Source organism: Sphingomonas sp. NFR15, assembly GCF_900103265.1.
GTDB lineage: Bacteria > Pseudomonadota > Alphaproteobacteria > Sphingomonadales > Sphingomonadaceae > Sphingomonas > Sphingomonas pollutisoli.
Genome location: NZ_FMWX01000011.1, coordinates 1 through 22,028 on the forward strand (window position 1 = coordinate 1; position 22,028 = coordinate 22,028).

The window sequence follows — 22,028 nt, forward strand, 5'->3', positions numbered from 1 at the left end:
CCGGTCAGGCCTCAGAGCTTTCGCGAGACGACATCCTGCAGCATCGCCTTGTCGAGGCTCAGATCAGCCACCAGCCGCTTGAGCTTGGCGTTCTCCTCCTCAAGCTGACGCAGCCGGCGCATCTCCGACGGCATCAGACCCGCGTACTTCTTGCGCCACGCATAGAACGTCGCCTCGCTGATCCCCGTTTTGCGGCACACCTCGCCGACGCTCGTCCCATCCTCCGCCTGCTTCAACACGAAGGCGATCTGCGCCTCCGAAAACTTCGACCTCTTCATCGCTCACTCCGCTTCCCTGGCCCTTCTCCATAACTGGAATTTTCCAGCTCAAAACGGCCCAAGAAACGGGCAGCAGGTCAGGCAAGAGCTTCTTGGCTTAAGCCTTGCTCCTTTCGCAACCTGCGCAGATTATCGGCAAGCGTGACGCGATGGCGCGAATCATCAGTTTCCATGCTTGTAGCGGACAGGAAATGATGCAAATGCGTCTACAGCATATACGTAGCAAATCGAAGGGTTTTTGGTGTCACCATCTCTCGCATATCGAACGGTTCATGGCGAAGCGTGGTGTGGTGACGCACTCGATCTGCTCCCGACGTTGGACGACAACAGCGTCAATCTCGTGATGACCAGCCCGCCCTTCGCCCTGTTACGAAAGAAGGAATACGGAAACGAAGAACAGCGCGATTACATAGATTGGTTGACGCAGTTCGCTGCGCTGGTGCATCGCAAACTCAAGGCTGACGGCAGCTTTGTGCTAGACCTCGGTGGCGCCTATCAAAAGGGAACGCCGACGCGCAGCCTTTATAATTTCCGCGTCCCGATCCGCTTCTGCGACGATTTGGGGTTCTTCCTTGCCGAGGACTTCTACTGGCATAATCCGGCAAAGCTGCCCAGCCCGATCGAGTGGGTCAACAAGCGTAAGATCAGGGTGAAGGACGCGGTGAACCCTGTCTGGTGGTTTAGCAAGACTGAATGGCCTAAAGCCGATGTCACCAAGGTTCTGTCACCCTATAGCGACCGAATGAAAAAGCTGCTCGCCGACCCGGTGGCATTTTACAGAGCGAAAGATCGCCCAAGCGGCCACGATATCGGGATGAGCTTCGGGAAGGATAACGGTGGGGCAATCCCATCAAACCTGTTGCAAATACCGATACCGACAGCAACGGCGGATATCTGCGAGGCTGCAAAGTTGCTGGCAGCAAAGGACATCCGGCACGCTTCCCGGCAAAACTGCCGGAATTTTTCATCAAGATGCTTACCGAGCCGGGCGATCTGGTCGTGGACATATTCGCCGGGTCGAACACGACGGGCCAAGTCGCTGAATCACTTGGCCGCCGTTGGAAGGGGTTCGAAGTAAGCCGGGAATATCTGGCGGCATCCGCGTTCAGATTCCTTGATCCGACGGCAGGGAATGATGAGATATGCGCAATCCACGCGGCTATCGCGAATGGCGAGACCATGGATTTACGTCGTCAATATGGACTGCTCGCCGCTGCGGCTGAATAGCCCGCAGAGATAGACGGTTGCGATGGTGGGCGATGACGGGCTCGAACCGCCGACATTCTCGGTGTAAACGAGACGCTCTACCAACTGAGCTAATCGCCCCTCTCGGGAGCGAGCGTCTTTAGCGCAAATCGCCGGACTCGCAAGAGCGTCGCCGCCGTCGGTGCCGCGGGTGCGCGCGATATCGTCACGGTTGCATCTTTCGCACTTGTCAGCCAATGCGCCCGCACTATCTGCCCGTGCAGATATTTCGGAGACAGGCTTTGGCACGGCTCACCATCGAGGATTGCGCGACGCAGCGCGCGCCGGGGCGGATGCTCCGGCGGCTCGAACAGGACATCAAGACGCTGCTCGAGCGGCGCTTCGCGGTGGAGGACATCACCTTCACCCAGTGGATCGCGCTCAAGGTCGTGCGCGATGGCGCGATCTCGAACCCCGGCGAGCTGGCGCGCGAGCTCAACATCACCACCGGCGCCACCACCCGCCTGATCGACACGCTCGAGGAGCGCGGGCTGATCCTGCGCGATCGCAACGCCGAGGACCGGCGCGTCGTCGGCCTCAAGGTCACGCCCGCGGGCGAGGCGATGGTGGCCAAGATCGGGCAGATCGTGGTGGCGGGCTGGAACGAGCTGATCGCCGACTTCGAAGAGGATGAGGTCACCCAATTCGCGTCGATGCTGTCGCGGCTGCTGATGGTCGCCGAGCGGATGCTCGGCAAGGAAAACACGGGTTTCGCAGGGGAGACGGGGGAGTGATCCGGCCGATGATGAAACGGGGCGTCGCGGTGGCGACGGCAATGCTGCTCGCCGGCTGCGCGAGCGTGCCGCATGACGCGCCGCAGGTGGCGCAGCTCAAGCCGGCCGCGCTCGGACTGAGCGACGCCACGCCCACGCTGTCCGATCGCTGGTGGGAGTCGTTCGGCGATCCGCAGCTCGGCCGGCTGGTCGATCTCGCGCTCGCCGACAATCCCAATCTCGCCGGCGCGCTCGCCCGCGTCCGCGCCGCGCAGGCGGCGATCGACGTGCAGCGTGCCGGGCAGGCGCCGCAGATCACCGGTGACGCCGGGCTTCAGGCCGAGCGGTTCAGCGAACATTACATCATCCCGCCGCCCTATGGCGGGCGCACCTATGCGGTGCCGTCGCTCGCGGCGAACCTGTCGTGGGATCTCGATCTGTTCGGCCGCCAGCGCGCGCTGGTCGCGCAGGCGCGCTCGAGCGAACGCGCCGCCCGGCTCGATGCCGCCGCCGCGCGGCTGACGATCGCGACCTCCGTCGCGCAAGCCTACGCCAGTCTCGTCCAGGCCGATCGCCAGACCGAGATCGCCGACCGCTTCGTCGCCACGCGCGAACAGGCGCTCGGCTATGTCCAGTCGCGCATCAAGCACAAGCTCGCGAGCGAATTCGAGGCGCGCACCGCCGAGACCCTGCTCGCCGAGGCGCGGCAGGCCAAGGTGCGCAGCCTCCAGCAGCATGATCTCGCGGTCCACGCGCTCGCCGCGCTGGTCGGGCGCGGCGCGGATTTCTATCCCCAGATCGCCGCGCCGACGCTCGCGCTCGATCGCCCGCCGCCGGTGCCGGCGGTGCTGCCGGCCGATCTGCTCGGCCGCCGTCCCGATCTGCTCGCCGGGCAGGCGCGGATCGACGCGGCGGTCTCGGGTCAGGCGGTCACGCGCGCGGATTTCATGCCCAACGTCAACATCTCGGCGCTCGCCAGCCTGGCCGCGCTCGGGCTCAGCCAGTTCTTCACCGCCGGTTCGGCGCAGGTGTCGGGCGGCGCGGCGGTCCATCTGCCGATCTTCGAGGGCGGGCGGCTGCGCGCGCAATATCGCAACGCCGGCGCCGAGCTCGACCGCGCCGTCGCCGATTACAACGCCAGCGTCATCACCGCGGTGCGCGATTCGGCCGACGCGATCACCAACGTCCGCGCCGCCGATGCCGATCTCGCCCAGCAGGACAAGGTCGTCGCGGGCCTGCGCGATACGGTGCGGCTCGATGCGGTGCGCACCTCGACCGGGCTCGGCTCGCGGCTCGACGCCGTCGATTCGGGCTTCCGCCTGCTCGAAGCCGAGCAGCAGCGGATCGACGCGCAGGCCAACGCCATCACCCAACGTATTAAACTCATCGCCGCGCTGGGCGGGGGCTTCGACCCTCAAGTCGCGGTTGCCGCCAACACCAAGGGGTCGGGACTATGACCGAAGAATCGATGCGCTTTGACCGCGAACTTTCGCGCGACGACGCCGGCGACGCGCCGGTCGCCGCCGCACCGGCGGCCCCGCCGCCGCCGCCGCCCGCGCCGCCCCCCGGCAAGCCGCGCACGCGCCGGATCGCGTTCATGATCTTCGGCGCGGTGCTGCTGATCGCCGCGATCGTCTATGCGATCCACGTCCTCACCGCGCCGCCGAGCGAGGAGACCGACGACGCCTATGTCGGCGGCAACGTGGTGAGCGTGACGGCGCGCGACGGCGGTACCGTGCTCGCGATCCATGCCGACAACACCCAGGCGGTCAAGCGCGGCCAGCCGCTGATCGATCTCGATCCCGCCACCACCGATGTCGCGCTGCAAGCCGCCGAGGCCGCGCTCGGCCAGGCGGTGCGCGGCGTGCGCTCGGACACCGCCTCGGTCGACGAGGCCGGCGCCGAGATCGCGCAGGCCCGCGCCGATCTCGCCAAGGCGCGCAGCGATCTCGCCCGCCGCAAGGGCGCGGCGGTCGACGGCGCGGTCTCGGGCGAGGAGGTCAGCCACGCCGCCGATGCCGTCGCCACCGCCAGCGCCGCGCTCAACCTCGCGCTCGCCAAGCGCGCGCAGGCGGCGAGCGCGGTCGCCGGCACCAGCGTCTATACCAACCCGCGCGTGCTCGCCGCGATCGCCAACGTGCGCCAGGCCGCGATCAATTCGAGCCACATGCGGATCGTCGCGCCGATGGACGGCGTGGTCGCACAGCGCACCGTTCAGCTCGGCCAGCGGATCGCGCCCGGCACGCCGCTGATGGCGGTGGTCCCGCTGGACAGTCTGTGGTTGGACGCCAATTTCCGCGAGACGCAACTCGCGAAGATCCGCGTCGGCCAGCCCGCGACGATCACCGCCGACGTGTACGGCAGCAAGCTCGCCTTCCACGGCCATGTGCTCGGCCTTGGCGCCGGTAGCGGCAGCGCCTTCTCGCTGCTGCCCGCGCAGAACGCCTCGGGCAACTGGATCAAGATCGTCCAGCGCGTGCCGGTCCGCATCGCGCTCGATCCGCGCGAGCTGCGCGCGCACCCCTTGCGCGTCGGCCTCTCGGCGAACGTCACGGTCGATACCAGCGATCAGTCCAAGCCGCTCGTCGCGATGAGCTCGCCCCCAGCAGGTGGCACGCAGCAAAGCCTCGACGGGGGTGCGCAGGTCGAGGCGCGTATCCGCCAGATCATCGCGCAAAACCTCGGACGCGGCCGGTGAGCACCCAGCCCGGAGCGGCCGCCGGGCCGCCGCCGCTCGCGGGCCTCGCGCTCGCGGTCACCGCGGTCGCGCTCGCGCTCGGCACCTTCATGCAGGTGCTCGACGGCACCATCGCCAACGTCTCGCTGCCGACGATCGCGGGCAGTCTCGGCGTGAGTTCGGACAACGGCACCTGGGTCATCACCTCGTTCGCGGTCGCGAACGGCGTGACGGTGCCGCTGACCGGCTGGTTCATGCAGCGCTTCGGGGTGGTCAAGACCTTCACCGTCTCGGTGTTCGCCTTCTCGGTCGCCTCGTTCCTGTGCGGCATCGCCTGGGATCTGCCCTCGCTGATCTTCTTCCGCATCCTCCAGGGCGGCGTCTCCGGCCCGATGATTCCGGGCAGCCAGGCGCTGCTGATCGCGATCTTCCCGCCCCACAAGCGCGGCACCGCGCTCAGCATCTGGTCGATGACGACGCTCGCCGCGCCGGTGATGGGGCCGGTGCTCGGCGGCTACATCTCCGACAACTATCATTGGAGCTGGATCTTCCTCATCAACGTGCCGATCGGCGTGGCGGCGGGGTTCGTGAGCTGGCAGTCGCTCAAATCGCGCGAGACGCCGACGCGGAAGGTGCGGATCGACACGGTCGGCCTGATCCTGCTCGCCTTCTGGGTGTTCAGCCTCCAGACGATGCTCGATCTCGGCAAGGATCGCGACTGGTTCAACAACCCGCTCATCGTCGTGCTGACGATCTGCGCGGTGGTCGGCTTCGTCGCCTGGGTGATCTGGGAGCTGACCGAAGGCCAGCCCGCGGTCGATCTCACCTTGTTCGCGCGGCGCAACTTCGCGCTCGGCACGCTCGCGATCTGCCTCGGCTATGCGGTGCTGTTCGCCAACAACCTGCTGCTGCCGCTCTGGCTGCAGGAACAGATGGGCTATACCGCCACCTGGGCGGGGCTGGTCGCCGCGCCCGCCGGGATCATGGCGGTCATCATGACGCCGATCATCAGCCGGCTCAGGATCGACGTGCGCTGGATCGCGTCGTTCGCGTTCGTCTGTTACGCGATCTCGTTCTTCATGCGCTCGCGCTACACCCCCGATGCGAGCTTCCTCGTGCTCGCGGCGCCGCTGTTGTTGCAGGGCGTGGCGATGGCGGCGTTCTTCGTGCCGCTCATCACCATCCTGCTCGATGGCGTGCCGCCGGAGAAGGTGCCCTCGGCGTCGGGCATCTCCAACTTCGCGCGCATCACCGCGGGCAGTTTCGCCGCCTCGCTCACCACCACCTTCTGGGATCGGCGCGAGGCGCTCCACCAGGCGCGGCTGACCGAGGCGGGCAGCGACTGGTCGCCGGTCTATCGCCAGGCGCTCGAACAGCTCCAGGCGTTCGGCGCCAGCCCCGGCCAGGCGGTCGGCGTGGTGATGCGGCAGATCGTCGGCCAGGCGTATCTGCTGTCGTCGCTCGAGATCTTCTGGCTGTGCGGCTGGATCTCGATCGTGCTGGTCGGCGTGGTGTGGATGGCGAAGCGCCCGGCCCCCGCCAATCACGGCCCGGTGGCGGATTGAGGTCGTGGTTGGGCGGTGCGGGGCGGTCTGGCCGTCCCCTCAAAACACCGTTCGTGCTGAGTAGCCGCCGAGTAGCCTGCGCAGCAGGCATATCGAGGTGGCGTATCGAAGCACACGCCGCGCGCGCAACCTGTGCTTCGATACGAGCTCTCGATACGGGCCTTCGGCCCTACTCGAGCTCTACTCAGCACGAACGGCTGGAAAACGCCATCGCACCCCTCACTCGGGCCCGACCGGCGCAAACTATCCCCGTTCGGCCCGAGCGAAGTCGAGGGCCGGCCCACGGGCGCAGGTGCCTCGACTTCGCTCGGCACGAACGGTTTGGGAGATAGTACTGGGCTATAGCTGGAGCCCCCCCTCACTCCGGCTCGATCGGCCGCCCCGGCGGCAGCCGCAGCACCCCGATCAGCCCGCCGGTGATCGTCCCAAGCCCGAACGCCTCGATCTTGCCGATCACATGCTCGCTCGCCACGCCGGCGACAATCGCGACGGTGAAGATCACCGCGAGCGCGGCGAGCGTCGCGAGATAGGCGATCAGATGGTCACGCTGGTTCATCATATCCTCCTCCTTGCCGCTATTGCCCGGCCAACGGCCGCATCAGCGCGGCGGCGTCGATCCCGGCCGCCGACAGGATCGCGCCGCGCGTGCCGGGGTGGACGCCGTTCCAGCCCGGCGCGTCGGTGATCCGATAGGCGCTGGTCGCATCGGGCAGCGTCGTCCACGGATCGGCGATCAGCACCTGCGTCGCGCCATTGCCGCCGATGCCGCGAAACTGCCCCGCGCCGGTGCCCGACACGATTTCAAGTTCGGCGCCGCGCAGCGCTCCCGGTGCCCATGCCTTGCTCGTATCGTTGAAGCTGTTGCCGGTGTTGCCGCCGGTCGACGTGCCGCTCGCGTAGATCGTTGTGGCGGGCGGCGAGAAGCCGCCGTCGCGCGTCGGCACGCCGTCCGCATCCACCTCCAGGCCCGCGCAAGGGTCGGCGACGCGCGCCACGCCGGCATTGACGATCCCCGCCACCTGCGCGTTCGCCTGCGCGACGAACCCGTCCGGCCCGGACTCGCGCAGCCACTGGTTGAACAGCACGCGCGCGGCCTCATAGGCGTCCTTGCTCTGCCCGGCCATCGTCAGGAACCCGTCGGTCGAGGTCGGCGCGGGCAGGATCGTCGCGGCGATGAACACCTGCCCCGGCGCGCCACCCCCGCGCGGCATCATGAACGCCTTGGCCGCCTGCAAGCGCACCGCCTTCATCGCCGCGACCGCCTGCGCGGGCGAAAGCCCGAGCACGCCGATGTCGTAGCTCAGGTCGTTGCGGCCATAGGCCCACAGCACATGCGTCGCATAGCCCGACGCCTCGAAGCGCGACGCGAAGTTCCACACCTGCACCGCGTCCATCTCACGCTCGCCCGGCAGCGCGAGCAGCATGTGCGGATAGGCCGCGAACGCGCGCAGCGCCCAGCCGCCGGTGAAATAGCCGTAGCCCGCGTCATCCACCTTGGCGACGATACTGTCCCCCGCGATCGCGATCGACGGCGCGACCGTGCCGTCCGAGCACGTGCCGAGCACCGCCAGCGCGGACCAGCCGGCGGCGAATTGCGGCGCGCCGACGGTCACGTCGCCGGCGGCATTGTCGAACACGCGCTCGGCGGTGGAATTGACCGCATAGCCCTCGCCGCTGTCGGTGCCGAAGCCGCTGGTGCCGCCGCGCAGCGACACCGTGCTGAAATACTGCTGCCCCGCCGCCGCCTGGGTGACGGCGGAGCGTTCGTAGAAAGCCGCCCCCGGCGCGAGCGACGCCGAAACGGGATCGGACAGCATCAGATTGGGGAAGGCGTAAGCGGCGGTCGCCGGCGTCAGCGTCGCGGTCGGCTGCCCGCCCCAGCGCACGGGTGCGCGCGGCTGCTGCTGGTCGGTCCTGGTGCCGGCGAATTCGAACGCGCTGTGGACGGTAATGGGGTAGGGGTTCTGCCGCTCCTTGGGCGCGGACGGGCTGCCCGCCGAACTGGTGTTCGCCCAGCCGTAATTGCCCGCGAGCAGCCGCAGGCCCGTCGCGGTGCAACCGGCGAGATTGCGATGCAACACGCGCACCGTGTTGGACGTGCCCGCGCCCAGCGTGGCGGCGAGGCCATACCATTGCTCGGCGCCCGAGATGACCGAAAGGCGCGGCTGGCGCGTCGCGGCGGCGGCGTTGGCGCGCACCGCGAGGCCGCGCGCGGCGGGATCGCTCCCGGCGGTCGCAGGTGGGGCGACCAGCAGCGCGGCAAGCGCGAAGGCGAACCGCGCGCTCATTGCGCCACCACATAGTTGAGCGTGCCCGCGCACACCCCGCACAGCAGATACACCTGCGTGCCGGCGATGGTCTCGGCGGTGATCGCGCTGTTCACCGGCGCGGTATATGGCCCGCCGATCGCCACGTCGAAGATCGTCAGCGGCAATTTGGTCGTGCCGCCGTCGATGCTGTCGCGCATCTCGCAGGAGAACACCGCGTCGTCGGCGCTCCACAATTTCAGGCCGATCTCGCGCCCGAGCTGCGGCACCATCGGCCCGATCGTCGCGGTACCGTCCGCGAAGCGCGCCGCGCCCGAGGTCGGCGCCACCGCGCTCGCCGTGACGCTGCCCGCGAGCGGCGTCGAGATCGCCGCGCCGAGCGGACCCTGCGTGGTCGGCAGCGGCGCCGTCGGGCTGACGGCCATGCAACTGCTGTCGCTCTGGCGCACGCACGGCGCCTGGATCGGCGCATAGCCGCCCGGCGCCTGCACCGACGCGGCGCTCTGCGCATGCGCCGGCGCGGACAGCAGCGCGGCGGCGAGGAAGAGAAGTCTCATGGAGCGAATCCCTGCTGGCTTGTGACGCCGCAGTCGCTACCGCAATCGGCACGCTGTAGGACAGGGATTTAACCGTTGCGGTTATAAATGACGCAACCGTCCACGCGCTTCCCCAACGCCGTTCGCACTGAGCGCAGTCGAAGTGCGTGCCCCAGGCGGCGCGCGCGCGACACGTCCTTCGACTGCGCTCAGGACGAACGGATTGGGGGGGGGCGGGGCTCAGCACCAACGAACGGGAAGGACCGGCTACCCCACCCACCCGGCGCCGTCGTCCCGCCCGGCCGCCGCCACCCCCACCAGCGACCAGCCCGCCGGCAGATAGTCCACCGACATATAGAAATAGAACGCACAGCTCCCGTCGCGCCGGTAGCTGCCGCCCTTGAGAATCCCGAAAGCCGCCGTCCCGCTGAACACCGGCGCGCCGCTGTCGCCGCCCATGCAGGTCGGCCCGGCGACCGTCACCCAATTGGGCAGGCACGCGCCGCCGCACAGATCGCCCGCCGGCGCGAAATCGGTCAGCTCGACCTCGGCGCAGCTATAGCCGGTGCGCTCGCCGCGGTGGCAGACGAAATCGCCCGCGCGGGTGGCGGCGCGGGCGCGCGCGGCGGTGACGGGCCGGTCGATCGTGCGCGCGGCATCGACGTAGAACAACGCCGGGAGCGGCGCCACGCTGAGGTTGATCTGCACGTCCTGATAGCCCCAGCCCCATTGGCCGAGAAAGTCGAGCGGCACGATCCCGCCGCCCGGCTCGCGGTAGCGCAACACGTCGGGGCAATGCGCGGCGGTGGTGACGCCGAAGCGCGCGCCGTCGGTGACGTTGAACCCGGTCGTGCAGAGATAGCGGCGGCTATCGTCGGGGTTGAGGCCATCGACGCGCGATCCGCCCTCGGGCGCGAAATCCGCGTCGCGCTCGATCATCCGCAGCCGCACCGGCACCCCGGCCAGCCCCTCGATCCGCTGGCGGATCGCCGCGCGCTCGGCCGGCGCGGCGCTGCCGATCGTCACCACCAGTTCGCCGGTGCGCTGGTCGAGCCCCATGCTCGGCGGCGACGGCAAAGCGGCGCGGATCGCCGCCTGATGGTTGGTCATCGCCCACACCACCTGCTCGCGCGTCGCGCGAGCGCCGGTGCGGAATACCACCGGCACCACCATCCCGCCCGCGACGATCCGCTCAGGCGGCACCGCCGCGCCGCCGGTCAGCGTCACGACGATGCGATAGGCCGGGCGATGCTCGATCGCGATCCCCGCGAGCCGGTCGCGAAACCGCACGGCGAGTGCATCGGTCGCGGCCACGCTTTCGGCTTGCGCGCGCAGCCGCCGGATCGCCTCTTCGATCGGCACGTCATACTGGCGGGCGTATGCGGCGCCGTCCTGGAGCAGCGCCTGGCTTTCGGTCTGCGCGCCGGGCAGCGGCGGCGCGGCGGGCGGCAGGTTGGACACGGCGACCACCGGCGCGGCGAGCGGCGGCGGAATGATTTGCGCGGTGGCGGGGGCGCTCCAGAGCGGGAGGGTGAGGAGAAGGGCGAGGAGAAGGCGGGGCATGCCGGGTACGTACCGTGGTGGGGCGGCGGATGCACCTCACCCGCCCCGGCGAATCGAAACGGTGAGGCGCAACAGGAATGCAGAGTAAGGGCGGCCCGTGCCTTCACATTCTATTTATTTAAGTCGCATTATCGTAATTGATTTTGCGGCATCATCTACGTGACTGACTTCATTCTTTTGGCCAACCGACCCGGAGCATCTGTGGGCTGGCGGCGGCGCCAGATCTGCGAAGACATCATCCAGACTAAGTCGTTCGGTTCGGCGCTTGTCAGCGCATTAAACGCTTTAAGCACATCTGCTCGTATACCCCAGTTCCCGTTTTTATTTTTCTGGACGTACGAAAGGCCAAACTTCTTACGGATCATTGCGCTTGCGCGGCTTTGTGTCAATCGCCCGTGACCAGGCGGAATCAAGGTAACCAAATATTCAGCCACCCTGCGAGCTGGAACATCTTCATAACTTGGCGTCATTGAGATTACTCCATCGGGACGGATGATGGGCTGGCAGCTATGCCGCCAGCCCACTGCATTCATTTCTTTGGTGGCTTTTTACGCACAACCCGCTTGATCGTATCAACGATTGACCCCTTTTTATCAGCTTGGGCTTTCTTAACCGTCTTAAATCTGCCTGTTCCGGCATCACGTCCAATCTTCATCTGCTTGCTCCAAGATTGATGAGACTCACACGCGCCATCCCGAAAAAGTACCGGCCGCAGCCGAAGCTGCGGCCGGGGGCGAGAGTGTCACTCGTCGTCGACGAGCCAGCAGAACGCACGCTTGCCATACTGGCGAGCGAAAATGCGCGTCCCGTCCGGCAGCGTCTTCCACGGGCGACACACCCACCGCTTACCGCGGGGAGGTGGCGACATGGACGCCTCCGTACGTTGGCGGCCCGATGATCTTTGCGTCCCGAATCTTGTCGTGCTAACGCACGTGCCGCCAAGCGAAGCTTCGGATCGCGAACCTGCACAGGGGCCGCGGTTCTGAGCAAGGTCTAAGGGGTGCGGGCCATTAGGTCAGCACCCCTTATTCGTGAGGGATGCTGGAAGAAACGGCAATGCCGTCTTCAGCACCCGAAGTCGTACATCTGCCGCGTCCCGCGACAACCCCGATCGACGCATCAGCTCGCTGATGCTCGTACAGACTTGGACCATTTCCGCGGGCGCGAGAAAAGCGCCAGCAAAGTTGTCGGCCTGCCATTCCGGATCTACGAAGGCCTTTACCTCACCGCGAGCCAGCGATGCAGATTTGCCCGTATGAAGCATGAGGTGGCCAAATTCATGAGCTAAGGTGAAGGGGTATCGCGCGTGACCACCTCGCGCAGAGTCGTAGCACGACTGGCTGATCCGGATCAGGCGCTCAGTCGTGGATGTCGTCGCTTCAGCGTCACCGAGATCACGATCTGGCACGATCTCATACCTAAAACCCTCCAGGTGTACCGGGAGCACCAATTCGATCAGGCGAAGCATATCCACGCGATCGAAAAGGCTGATTCCAAGAGCTGCCCGAACAGCATTCGCAAATTTCTCGATATTCGCCCGGCTGAGTGGAGCAACGACCACGCGGGAGTTCATTTTCCACCCCCACGCAATAGCTTCGCGATGCCGTCCTTTGCTTCAGGGGTCAGGCGAGCGAACTCATGCGCGAGCTCACCCGCCAAAATTCGGTCCGATGCTGGCGCGCTGTCCGCGACCTGAATCTTGAACTCAGCCATGGAGAGCGCCGCCTGCTGGCGTAGCTCGCTGGTGGCGATCATGTTTAAGCCCATCAATTGGGCCACGCGGTCCGCAAACCCATGAGGAATAGACTTTTTGCCGGATTCGATCTGGCTCAGGTAGCTCGAACTGACGCCGAGTGCGTCGGCCATGCTGCCCAACAGCATTTCGCGTTCGATCCGGAGATGGCGAACTGCCTTCCCGAACGGGGTCATTGCATTGATCCTTCATATTCACAAAGCCCCCTGCTGCCCTTGCGAGTCGTACCCATGTCTGCCCCCCAATACTCTCTTGCCAACTTGTTTACCAGAAAGTGAAATGGCTTGGCAAGGGAGTTGTTCCTACGCCGTCGCGTCCACTCCCAATGCCCAACACAATCATTGACCCCGCCCCCGCCCTGCGCTCCAACCGCCACCAGGGGGATCAACCATGCGCGACTCATCCGGCACCAAGGCCTTCGCCTTCACGGGCGACTGGCGCGAGTTCGCGCCGATCGCCTTCACCAATCTGCTGCTGAGCATCGTCACGCTCGGCGTCTATCTGTTCTGGGCGCGCACGCGCGAACGGCGCTATCTGTGGAGCCGCACGCGCTTCATCGACGATCGGCTCGAATGGACCGGCACCGGGCGCGAGCTGATGGTCGGCTATGGCCTCGCGATGCTGATCTTCGTGATCCCATTCGGCTTCATCAACCTCGTCGTGCTCAACAGCGCGGTGATGCGCGGGCATGAGGGGCTGGCCGGGCTGATCGGCCTCGCGCTGTACCTCGCCTTCTTCTTCCTCACCGGCGTCGCGATCTTCCGTGCGCTGCGCTACCGGCTCAGCCGCACGCTCTGGCACGGCATTCGCGGCGGCAGCGACACGTTCGGGCTGGCGTTCGGCTGGAGCTATTTGTGGAAGAGCGTGCTGGGGTCGTTCTCGCTCGGGCTGCTCGTCCCCTGGACGATGACGAGCCTGTGGAACGAGCGCTGGGGCGAGATGAGCTTCGGCCCCTATCGGTTTGAGGCGAACGCGCGCGCCGCGCCGGTCTTCGTGCGGTTCCTGCTCTTCTATCTGGCGCCGGTGGTCTTCGTCTTCGCGGTGATCGCGCTGGCGGTGCTGGGCGTGGTCGCGGGCGGGCTGGGCTCGTGGCGGAGCCTGCCCGCCGGCGGCGCCGCGCCCTTCGTGCTGTTCGCGGTTGTGGCGGGGTTCTACGTGCTGTTCTTCGTCGTGCTCGGGCTGATCGCCTTGGTCTATTATGCGGCCTATTTCCGCGAGGCGGTGGGGGCGCTGCGGCTCGGCGACCTCGACTTCGCCTTCACCGCGACCACGCGGGATTGGATCGCGCTGTTCGCGGGCAACATCGCGCTGGTGGTGGGTACGCTCGGCATCGGCCAGATCTTCGTGGGCTACCGCAACTGGAGCTTCTTCATCCGCCACATGCACGCCTATGGCGAGATCGATCTCGCCAGCCTCACCCAGTCCACCACGCGCCGGCCGGGCCAGGGCGAGGGGCTGCTCGACGCGTTCGACATCGGCGCGATCTGATGCGCGTGTGGCATTACGACGGCGTGAGCGCGCTGCGCCGTGCGCCGGAGTTGGTGGCGGAGGGCGATGCGTTCGTTCTGGTCGAACGCGACCGCTCGGAAGGCCCCTATCGCTTCGCCGATCTCGTCGCCCGCGATACCGTCGACGGCGATGCGATCTACGGCCTAAAGGGTTCGAGCGGCTGGAGAATAGGATTCCCCGGCGGCGTCCCGGCCGATCTTTCGGCGTTGCTCCCCTCTCCAACACGCTACGGCGGTTTCATCGACCGGATCGGCCTCTGGCCCGCGGCCGCGCTGTGCGCGATGTTAGCGACGATTGCCGTCGCCGCGTTCCTGATGACGCCCGCGCTCGTCGCCCGCGCCGTCCCGCGCTCGGTCGAACGCAAGCTCGGCGACATGATGGCCGGCGATTTCGGCGACCGCGCCTGCGCCGGCCCGAACGGCCCGCAAGCGCTCGCCGCGCTCGTCGCGCGCATCGATCCGGGCGATCCAGACGCGCGCGTCAGCGTCGTCAACCTGCCGATCGTCAACGCCGTGACATTGCCGGGCGGCCGCATCGTGCTGTTCGACGGCCTCATCAAAGCCGCCGCCTCGCCCGATGAAGTCGCCGGCGTGATCGCGCACGAGCTCGGCCATGTCCGCCACCGTGACGTGCTCGAATCGTTGCTCCGCCAGCTCGGCTTGAGCGTGCTGCTCGGCGGGCTCGACGGTCATGTCGGCGGCTACACCAACGCGCTGCTCGCCTCGGCATATTCGCGCGACGCCGAGGCGCGCGCCGACGGTTATGCGATCGACGCGCTCGCGCAGGCGCACATCTCGCCGCTGCCGACCGCGCGCTTCTTCAAGCGGCTCGCCGCGGGTGAGGACGGCGGCGGGATCGGCCGCCTCACCGCGTATCTCTCGACGCATCCGATGTCGCAGGACCGCGCCGCCCGCTTCATCGCTGCGGCGAAGCAGCACCACGACGATCGTCCGGTGCTGAATGCCGATCAATGGGGCGCGCTGCGCGACATCTGCTCAACCGATCCCAACGCACGCGCGCCGGGTCTCCGCTTCTAGGTTTGCCCGGCGTTCCGGCCGCGCGTAAGGTGGCGCGCATGACCGATCCCCGCCCAGCGCTCGCCTATCATCTCACGCCGGGCGCAGGCCCGACGATCGTCTTCCTGCCCGGCTACGCCTCGGACATGACCGGCGCCAAGGCGCTCGCGATCGAAGCCTGGGCGAAGGCGACCGGCCGCGCGTTCCTGCGCTTCGATTACGGCGGCTGCGGCGCGAGCGAGGGCGCATTTGAAGACCAGACGCTCGCCAACTGGCGCGACGATGTGCTCGCGCTGCTCGATCAGTGCGTCGAGGGGCCGGCGGTGCTGGTCGGCTCGTCGATGGGCGGCTGGCTGATGCTGTTGATCGCGCGCGATTACCCCGCAAAGGTCGCCGCGCTGGTCGGCATCGCGCCAGCGCCCGACTTCACCGACTGGGGCTTCACCGTCGAGGAAAAGCTGGCGATCCTCTCCGGCGGCCGGCTCGAGCGCCCATCGCCCTATGCCGACACCCCGACCGTCTATACCCGCACCTTCTGGCAATCGGGCGAGGCCAACCGGCTGATGTTCGGCCCGATCGCCATCGACGTGTCCGTGCGCCTGATCCACGGCATGTTCGATCGCGACGTGCCGTGGAACCGAAGCGTTCGCCTCGCCGAACTGATCCGTTCACCCGATGTCCAGCTTACGCTCGTCAAGGACGGCGATCACCGATTGTCGCGCGATGCGGATATCGCGCGGATCATCGGCCTGATCGAACAGGTTGCACCGCGCTCATGATCCTGCCCCTTCTGCTCCTCGCCGCCGCGCAGAAGGCGCCGCCCCCCACCAATCCGACGCAGAACCGCTATGAACGCTGCGTCGATCTCGCCGGGCGCGATCCCGCCGCGGCTGAGGGTGAAGCGAGCCGCTGGATGCTCGATGGCGGCGGATTTCTTGCCCACCAGTGTCTTGGCATCGCCTATACCAACGAAGGACGTTGGTCCGCCGCCGCCGCCGAGTTCGAGCTGGCGGCGCGCGCGGCCGATGTCGCCCGCGATGATCGCAGCGCCTATTATTGGGCGCAGGCGGGCAATGCCTGGCTCGGCGCCAAGGACGCCAGCAAGGCGCGCGCCGATCTGGACGCGGCGCTCGCACCGCACATCCTCGTCGGCTTGCAAAGCGGCGAAGCCTATCTCGATCGCGCGCGCGCCTTCGTCGCCGCCGGCGACATGAAAGCCGCGCGCGCCGATCTCGATCAGGCGCTGCTCGCGGCGAGCAGCGATCCGCTCGCCTGGCTGCTGTCGGCGACGCTGGCGCGGCGCGTGGGCGACATGCCGCGCGCGCAGACCGACATCGCCGAAGCGCTCAAGCGCTCGTCCGACGACGCCTCGGTCCAGCTCGAAGCGGGCAACATCGCCGCGAAATTGGGCGACGAGGCCGGCGCGAAAACGGCATGGGGCCGTGCCGCGCAGCTCCAGCCCGGCAGCGACGCCAACAAGGCCGCCATCGCGGCACTGGCGCAATTCGACACGCCGGCAAAGCCGTAGCTGGCACTCACGGGCCTGCGCGCCTATCTGCGCCATGTCACAACAGGAGCCTGTCCCGGTGAAATTCCTCCACACCATGATCCGCGTCACCGATCCGGCGGCGACGATCGCATTCTTCGAACTGATCGGGCTTAGCGAAGTGCGCCGTATCGAAAGCGAGCAGGGCCGCTTCACGCTGATCTTTCTGGCAGCGCCCGGCCAGGAGGGCGTGGCAGAGGTCGAGCTGACTCACAATTGGGATCCTGAAGCCTATACGGGCGGCCGCAATTTCGGCCACCTCGCCTATCAGGTCGATGACATTTACGAGACGTGCCAGCGGCTGATGGACGCGGGCATCACGATCAACCGTCCGCCCCGCGACGGGCACATGGCGTTCGTGCGCACGCCCGACAACATCTCGATCGAGCTGTTGCAGGATGGTCGACTGCCCCCGGCGGAGCCGTGGGCATCGATGCCCAACACCGGAGTCTGGTGACATGACAGGGGTGCGCGCGTTTCTCGACCTTTCGGGCGCGCACTTCCCGCTTCTTCAGGCGCCGATGGCGGGCTTCGCCGGCGCGGAGTTGGCCATCGCCGCGATTGGCGCCGGCGCCGTCGGCTCGCTCGCCTGCGCGACATTGTCGCCCGACGACGTCATCGGGACCGTGGCGCGGATCCGCGCGGCGGTGAGGGGGCCGCTCAACCTCAACGTCTTTTGCCACCGGCTCGGGCCGGTGCCCGATACGGCCGCATGGGAAACGCAACTCGCGCCCTGCTACGTCGCCGAGAATCTATCGCGACCCACCGCCGCACCACCGCTGCGCCGCCCGTTCGACGCTGCGATGGCCGACGCGATCGACGCGGTACGGCCCGAGATCGTCAGTTTCCACTTCGGGCTGCCCGAACCCGTGCTGCTGGAACGCGTGCGCGCGACCGGCGCGCGATTGATCGGCAACGCGACCACCGTTGCCGAGGCGCGGTTTCTCGCGTCGCGTGGCTGCGACGCGATCATTGCACAGGGCTTCGAAGCCGGCGGCCATGCCGGTCATTTCCTGAACGAGCACAGGCCGGTCGGATTGATCGCGCTGGTGCCGGCGATTGTCGATGCGGTCACCGTACCCGTGATCGCGGCCGGCGGCATTGCTGATGAGCGCGGCGTGCGCGCCGCCATCGCATTGGGTGCCGCAGCGGTGCAAGTCGGCACGGCCTTCCTGCGCACGCCGGAAGCGCGCCCGAGTGCTCCCCACCGCGCCGCACTGGGTGCCGCCAGCGCTGATGACAGCGTCTTCACCAACCTGTTCTCGGGCGGGCTGGCGCGTGGCTTGCGCAACCGATTGATCGAGGCGATCGGTCCCGTCAGCGCCGCCGCGCCGCCCTTCCCTTATGCCAGCGCGGCGGTGGCGCCGCTTCGGGCGCATGCCGAGAGCGAGGGGCGCGGCGACTATTCACCGCTCTGGGCCGGGCAAGGCGTCGCGCTCGCGCACGCGGAGCCGGCGGCCGCGCTCACCCGCCGGCTCGGCCTCGCCGCGCTCGCCATGGAGGATTTCGCATGACCGATCTCGACATCGTTCGGATTCCCGCGTTTACCGACAATTACATCTGGCTGGTCCACGATCCTGTCTCCGCCGAGACGGTCGTGATCGATCCCGGCGACGCCACGCCGGTGCTTGCGGAGGCAGAGCGGCGCGGCTGGACGATCGGTCAGGTCTGGAACACGCATTGGCATGCCGACCACACCGGCGGAAACGCCGCGATCAAGGCCGCAACCGGCGCGACCATCAGCGGGCCGGCGGCCGAGAGCGCGAAGATTCCGACGCTCGATGTTCCCCTCGAGGATGGCGACACCGTCCGCATAGGCGCGCATGTCGCGCATGTGATCGCCGCCCCAGGGCACACCGCCGGGCACATCCTATTCCATCTCTCCGACGACGCGACGATCTTCGTAGGCGACACCCTGTTCGCGATGGGGTGTGGCCGGCTGTTCGAAGGGACGCCCGAACAGATGTTCGCCAACATGAAGCGGTTGGCGGCCATGCCTGGCGAGACGTCGGTCTACTGCGCGCACGAATACACCCAGAGCAACGCCCGCTTCGCGCTGGTCACCGAGCCGGACAATGCCGGGATCGTGGCACGGACGCGCGACGTCGATACGCTCCGCGCGGCGGGCGCGGCCACGGTGCCGACGACGATCGCGCTCGAACGCGCGACCAATCCCTTCTTGCGCGCGGACTCCGCGGGGCAACTCGCCGCGCGGCGGGCGGCCAAGGATAGTTTCCGAGGGTAGCCGCGTTACCGGCGCCTGAGCTTTCGAAAGGCCAAGCTGATGTACCGCTTCATCCTTCCCGTCATGCTGTTATGCGCCGGCACCGCCGCGCTTTCCTCGGATCAAGGGTATGCCGCGCGTGAGGCGGCCAAGAACAAGGCGGAGCTGGACAAGGCGCTCGCCGGGCTTGTTCCGGGCAAGCCGCAGCAATGCCTCGACAGCCGCGATCAATATGAGACGCAGCGGATCGGCGACACGATCCTCTACAAAGTCTCCCGCCGGAAAATCTACCGCGCCGACACCAACGGCGGCTGCTTCGGTCTCGATCGCGGCGACGCGATCGTGTCGCAGCAGTTCGGCTCGCAGCTCTGCGCGGGCGACCCGATCCGCACGGTCGATCTGACGAGCCACATCCCAAGCGGGTTCTGCACGATCCGTCAGTTCGTACCGTATACCGCGCCCAAATGAGGCGCGGCACACGGTCACGGTGCTCTTTATAGCACGAACCGCGACAGATCGGTGTTGCGCGCGATGCTCGACAGTTGCTTCTCGACGTAAGCGGCATCGACCACCGCGGTCTCGCCTTGGCGATCCTCGGCATCGAAGCTGACTTCCTCGAGCAGCTTCTCCATCACCGTCTGCAGGCGGCGTGCGCCGATGTTCTCGATCTCGCCATTCACTTCGGCGGCGATCCGGGCGATCGCGCGGATACCATCCTCGGTGAACTCGATCCCCACCCCCTCGGTGCCGATCAGAGCGACATATTGCTGGGTGAGCGACGCCTTGGTGTCGGACAGGATCGCGACGAAGTCATCCTCGGTCAGCGCCTTCAGCTCGACGCGGATCGGCAGGCGGCCCTGAAGTTCGGGCAGCAGGTCGCTCGGCTTGGCGACGTGGAACGCGCCGCTCGCGATGAACAGCACGTGGTCGGTCTTCATCGGCCCGTATTTGGTCGCGACCGTCGTGCCCTCGATCAGCGGCAGCAGGTCGCGCTGGACGCCTTCGCGGCTGACCGAACCGCCGCGCACGTCGCTCACCGCGATCTTGTCGATCTCGTCGAGGAAGACGATGCCGTTCTCCTCGGCGTTGGTGAGCGCGATGCGGCTGACCTCATCCTGGTCGAGACGCTTGTCGGCCTCCTCCTCGACGAGCTTCTCCCACGCGGCAGGCACGGTGAGCTTGCGGCGCTTCAATTGCTGGCCGCCGAACGCCTTGCCCATCATCTCGGTGAGGTTGATCATCTGCGGCGCGCCGCCGGGCACCTCGAACGGCATCTGCGGCGCCTGTTCGAGTTCGATCTCGATTTCGGTGGTGTCGAGATGGCCGTCGCGGAAGCGCTGGCGGAACGCCTCGCGCGTCGCCTCGCTCGCGCCCTTGCCGGTGAGCGCGTCGAGCAGCCGCGCCATCGCGGCTTCCTCGGCCTTGTCCTTCACCGCGACGCGGCGGCGTTCCTTTTCGAGCCGGATCGCCTCCTCGACGAGATCGCGCGCGATCTGTTCGACGTCGCGGCCGACATAGCCGACCTCGGTGAACTTGGTCGCCTCGACCTTGACGAACGGGGCGTCGGCGAGCTTGGCGAGGCGGCGGCTGATCTCGGTCTTGCCGCAGCCGGTCGGCCCGATCATCAGGATGTTCTTGGGCGTGACCTCGTCGCGCAGATCGGCGCCGAGCCGCTGGCGCCGCCAGCGGTTGCGCAGCGCGACCGCGACCGCTTTCTTGGCGTCGGCCTGGCCGATGATATGCGCGTCGAGCGCGCGGACGATGGCTTTGGGGGTGAGGGAGTCGTTCATGGTTTTATCCGTCGCCCCGGCGGAGACCGGGGCCGTTAGGTGAAGTTCGGAACGCTGGTTGCTCTGCGACAACGCAGCGGCCCCGGCCTGCGCCGGGGCGACGAGGATTACGCGTCGGCCGCGCCTTCGATCGTCTCGATGGTGAGGCGTTCGTTGGTGTAGACGCAGACATCGGCGGCGATCTTCATCGCCTTGCGGCAGATCGTCTCGGCGTCGGCTTCATACTCGACCAGCGCGCGGGCGGCGGCGAGCGCGTAATTGCCGCCCGAGCCGATCGCGGCGATGCCGGCTTCCGGCTCGAGCACGTCGCCGTTGCCGGTGAGGATCAGCGTCACGTCCTTGTCGGCGACGATCATCATCGCTTCGAGGTTGCGGAGATATTTGTCGGTCCGCCAATCCTTGGCGAGTTCGACCGCGGCGCGGAGCAACTGGCCGTGATGCTGTTCGAGCTTGCGCTCCAGCCGCTCGAACAGCGTGAAGGCATCGGCGGTGGCGCCGGCGAACCCGCCGATCACCGAACCGTCGCCCAGCCGGCGCACCTTGCGCGCGTTGGGCTTCATCACGGTCTGGCCCTGGGTTACCTGGCCGTCGCCGGCGACGACGACACGGCCATTCTTGCGCACGGAGAGGATCGTGGTGCCGTGCCACACCACTGCATTGGAGCTGTCGTTCATGGCGCGCGATATGGGAGCGGTCGCGCGGCTGCGCAATCCGCCCCCAGAACGACCGCGCGGATTACAGCGCCTCGGCGTGCTTCTCCTCGGTGAAGCCGGTCGGGACCAGCGCGGGGCGGAAGGCGTCGCGCTCGGCGGCGGTGACCGGCGCGGTGGGATCCGGGCGGAAGGCTTCCGGCGCGCGCGCGTCGGGGCCGGGATGCGGACGCCCGGGGGCGAGATCGGGCGCGGCGTGCTCGGCGGTGCCGACGGGGCGGAGGCGATCGAACAGGCCGAAGCGCAGCGCCGCCGCGACGCCGGCGGCGATCGCGCCAAGGCCGGCGACGACGCCGATCGCGGTGGAGCGGCCTGGGGTGCCGTTCTTGGCGCCGGGCTTGGCGCGGGCGGTGGCGCCGCGCTTGGCGGCCTTGCGGGGCTTGGCGCGAGTCTCGGAAGGGGTTGCCATGCGGGTTTCCTTATGTGTGCCGAGATCAACGGGCCGGGGCGTGGTGTGTTCCGCAAATCGTCTCCGCCGCGCGCGGCCCGCGACGGCAAACATCGCGATCATCGTCCACCCGAGCCACGGTACGGGGAAGATCGCGAAAGTGGCGGCGGGTGCATCGTTTCGCGCGCATTCGCAGGCGCGCGCGGGGATGCGGGGCCGGCTGCGGGTGGCGGGACGATGGCATGAGG

General features: G+C 67.5%; 24 protein-coding genes, 1 tRNA gene and 2 pseudogenes. 14 read left to right on the forward strand and 13 right to left on the reverse strand.

Translation table 11 applies throughout. The annotated features are described in order from the left end of the window. Nucleotides 1–17 precede the first annotated feature (17 nt). Nucleotides 18–278: pseudogene (locus tag BLS81_RS18755) on the reverse strand (transposase); the annotation flags it as partial. A 343-nt stretch (nt 279–621) separates the two neighbouring features. Between BLS81_RS18755 and BLS81_RS21190 the strand changes: the two are divergent. Further along, a pseudogene (locus tag BLS81_RS21190) lies at nt 622–1,014 on the forward strand (DNA methyltransferase); the annotation flags it as partial. Between the two features lie 215 nt (nt 1,015–1,229). Continuing rightward, the gene (locus tag BLS81_RS21195; protein ID WP_256326343.1) at nt 1,230–1,505 is read left to right on the forward strand and encodes a DNA methyltransferase; all 276 of its coding nucleotides are present in this window, start codon (nt 1,230–1,232) and stop codon (nt 1,503–1,505) included. 23 nt (nt 1,506–1,528) lie between these two features. Here the strand turns inward: BLS81_RS21195 and BLS81_RS18765 are convergent. Then, nucleotides 1,529–1,604, reverse strand: a tRNA-Val gene (locus tag BLS81_RS18765). Between the two features lie 161 nt (nt 1,605–1,765). Here BLS81_RS18765 and BLS81_RS18770 point away from each other — a divergent pair. From BLS81_RS18770 to BLS81_RS18785, 4 genes are read left to right on the forward strand one after another with little or no spacing between them, the layout of a single operon-like run. Continuing rightward, entirely contained in the window at nt 1,766–2,257 is a 492-nt protein-coding gene (locus BLS81_RS18770) for a MarR family winged helix-turn-helix transcriptional regulator (protein ID WP_093226196.1), read from the forward strand. A gap of 8 nt (nt 2,258–2,265) precedes the next feature. Further along, on the forward strand, nt 2,266–3,693 hold the full coding sequence (locus BLS81_RS18775; protein WP_256326336.1) for an efflux transporter outer membrane subunit: 1,428 nt from the start codon (nt 2,266–2,268) through the stop codon (nt 3,691–3,693). Between the two features lie 11 nt (nt 3,694–3,704). After that, nucleotides 3,705–4,934, forward strand: a complete 1,230-nt coding sequence (locus BLS81_RS18780) for an HlyD/EmrA/EmrK family protein (protein WP_176787268.1) — start codon at nt 3,705–3,707, stop codon at nt 4,932–4,934. Then, nucleotides 4,931–6,478 carry a DHA2 family efflux MFS transporter permease subunit gene (locus tag BLS81_RS18785; protein ID WP_093226201.1) on the forward strand — a complete coding sequence of 516 codons (1,548 nt, stop codon included), beginning with the start codon at nt 4,931–4,933 and terminating at the stop codon, nt 6,476–6,478. Before BLS81_RS18780 ends, BLS81_RS18785 begins: the two co-directional genes overlap by 4 nt. A 358-nt stretch (nt 6,479–6,836) precedes the next feature. Here BLS81_RS18785 and BLS81_RS18790 read toward each other — a convergent pair whose 3' ends face one another. The 8 genes from BLS81_RS18790 to BLS81_RS18815 form a co-directional block, all read right to left on the reverse strand. Then, nucleotides 6,837–7,034, reverse strand: a complete 198-nt coding sequence (locus BLS81_RS18790) for a hypothetical protein (RefSeq protein ID WP_093226202.1) — start codon at nt 7,032–7,034, stop codon at nt 6,837–6,839. Between the two features lie 19 nt (nt 7,035–7,053). Further along, on the reverse strand, nt 7,054–8,766 hold the full coding sequence (locus tag BLS81_RS20920; RefSeq protein ID WP_093226204.1) for a hypothetical protein: 1,713 nt from the start codon (nt 8,764–8,766) through the stop codon (nt 7,054–7,056). After that, on the reverse strand, nt 8,763–9,302 hold the full coding sequence (locus BLS81_RS20925) for a hypothetical protein (protein WP_093226206.1): 540 nt from the start codon (nt 9,300–9,302) through the stop codon (nt 8,763–8,765). Before BLS81_RS20925 ends, BLS81_RS20920 begins: the two co-directional genes overlap by 4 nt. 246 nt (nt 9,303–9,548) lie before the next feature. Further along, complete coding sequence (locus BLS81_RS20930; RefSeq protein ID WP_093226208.1) at nt 9,549–10,844, reverse strand: chymotrypsin family serine protease; 1,296 nt, start codon at nt 10,842–10,844, stop codon at nt 9,549–9,551. A gap of 155 nt (nt 10,845–10,999) precedes the next feature. Beyond that, the gene (locus BLS81_RS20515; protein ID WP_143023408.1) at nt 11,000–11,314 is read right to left on the reverse strand and encodes a DUF6953 family protein; all 315 of its coding nucleotides are present in this window, start codon (nt 11,312–11,314) and stop codon (nt 11,000–11,002) included. A gap of 59 nt (nt 11,315–11,373) precedes the next feature. Continuing rightward, complete coding sequence (locus BLS81_RS21200; protein WP_256326337.1) at nt 11,374–11,499, reverse strand: hypothetical protein; 126 nt, start codon at nt 11,497–11,499, stop codon at nt 11,374–11,376. A 360-nt stretch (nt 11,500–11,859) separates the two neighbouring features. Then, nucleotides 11,860–12,417, reverse strand: a complete 558-nt coding sequence (locus tag BLS81_RS18810; RefSeq protein WP_093226210.1) for an ImmA/IrrE family metallo-endopeptidase — start codon at nt 12,415–12,417, stop codon at nt 11,860–11,862. Continuing rightward, nucleotides 12,414–12,773 carry a helix-turn-helix domain-containing protein gene (locus BLS81_RS18815; RefSeq protein ID WP_093226211.1) on the reverse strand — a complete coding sequence of 120 codons (360 nt, stop codon included), beginning with the start codon at nt 12,771–12,773 and terminating at the stop codon, nt 12,414–12,416. Before BLS81_RS18815 ends, BLS81_RS18810 begins: the two co-directional genes overlap by 4 nt. Nucleotides 12,774–12,987: 214 nt before the next feature. On the opposite strand from BLS81_RS18815, the gene BLS81_RS18820 reads away from it, so the two are divergent. The 8 genes from BLS81_RS18820 to BLS81_RS18855 are packed head-to-tail and all read left to right on the forward strand — an operon-like array spanning nt 12,988 to nt 19,360. Further along, nucleotides 12,988–14,085, forward strand: a complete 1,098-nt coding sequence (locus tag BLS81_RS18820) for a YjgN family protein (protein ID WP_093226213.1) — start codon at nt 12,988–12,990, stop codon at nt 14,083–14,085. Further along, the gene (locus BLS81_RS18825) at nt 14,085–15,143 is read left to right on the forward strand and encodes a M48 family metallopeptidase (protein ID WP_093226214.1); all 1,059 of its coding nucleotides are present in this window, start codon (nt 14,085–14,087) and stop codon (nt 15,141–15,143) included. Before BLS81_RS18820 ends, BLS81_RS18825 begins: the two co-directional genes overlap by 1 nt. Nucleotides 15,144–15,181: 38 nt before the next feature. Next, nucleotides 15,182–15,901, forward strand: a complete 720-nt coding sequence (locus BLS81_RS18830) for an alpha/beta fold hydrolase (protein ID WP_093226304.1) — start codon at nt 15,182–15,184, stop codon at nt 15,899–15,901. Further along, complete coding sequence (locus BLS81_RS18835; RefSeq protein ID WP_093226216.1) at nt 15,898–16,650, forward strand: tetratricopeptide repeat protein; 753 nt, start codon at nt 15,898–15,900, stop codon at nt 16,648–16,650. The genes BLS81_RS18830 and BLS81_RS18835 overlap by 4 nt, the downstream gene beginning before the upstream one ends. Before the next feature lie 58 nt (nt 16,651–16,708). Next, nucleotides 16,709–17,125: a VOC family protein gene (locus BLS81_RS18840; RefSeq protein ID WP_093226217.1), complete on the forward strand. Its 417-nt coding sequence runs from the start codon at nt 16,709–16,711 to the stop codon at nt 17,123–17,125. A 1-nt stretch (nt 17,126) separates the two neighbouring features. Further along, nucleotides 17,127–18,182 carry an NAD(P)H-dependent flavin oxidoreductase gene (locus tag BLS81_RS18845; protein WP_093226219.1) on the forward strand — a complete coding sequence of 352 codons (1,056 nt, stop codon included), beginning with the start codon at nt 17,127–17,129 and terminating at the stop codon, nt 18,180–18,182. Continuing rightward, nucleotides 18,179–18,913 (forward strand): hydroxyacylglutathione hydrolase, encoded by a 735-nt coding sequence (gene gloB / locus BLS81_RS18850; protein WP_093226220.1) that lies wholly within the window; start codon nt 18,179–18,181, stop codon nt 18,911–18,913. The genes BLS81_RS18845 and gloB overlap by 4 nt, the downstream gene beginning before the upstream one ends. 39 nt (nt 18,914–18,952) lie before the next feature. Next, nucleotides 18,953–19,360 carry a hypothetical protein gene (locus BLS81_RS18855; RefSeq protein WP_093226222.1) on the forward strand — a complete coding sequence of 136 codons (408 nt, stop codon included), beginning with the start codon at nt 18,953–18,955 and terminating at the stop codon, nt 19,358–19,360. Between the two features lie 26 nt (nt 19,361–19,386). Here the strand turns inward: BLS81_RS18855 and hslU are convergent, their stop codons facing one another. The 3 genes from hslU to BLS81_RS18870 all read right to left on the reverse strand — a co-directional run bounded on the left by hslU (nt 19,387) and on the right by BLS81_RS18870 (nt 21,801). After that, on the reverse strand, nt 19,387–20,682 hold the full coding sequence (hslU, locus tag BLS81_RS18860; protein ID WP_093226223.1) for an ATP-dependent protease ATPase subunit HslU: 1,296 nt from the start codon (nt 20,680–20,682) through the stop codon (nt 19,387–19,389). Nucleotides 20,683–20,789: 107 nt separating this feature from the next. Then, on the reverse strand, nt 20,790–21,356 hold the full coding sequence (gene hslV, locus BLS81_RS18865) for an ATP-dependent protease subunit HslV (RefSeq protein ID WP_093226225.1): 567 nt from the start codon (nt 21,354–21,356) through the stop codon (nt 20,790–20,792). Between the two features lie 61 nt (nt 21,357–21,417). Continuing rightward, nucleotides 21,418–21,801, reverse strand: a complete 384-nt coding sequence (locus tag BLS81_RS18870; protein ID WP_143023409.1) for a hypothetical protein — start codon at nt 21,799–21,801, stop codon at nt 21,418–21,420. Nucleotides 21,802–22,028 lie beyond the last annotated feature (227 nt).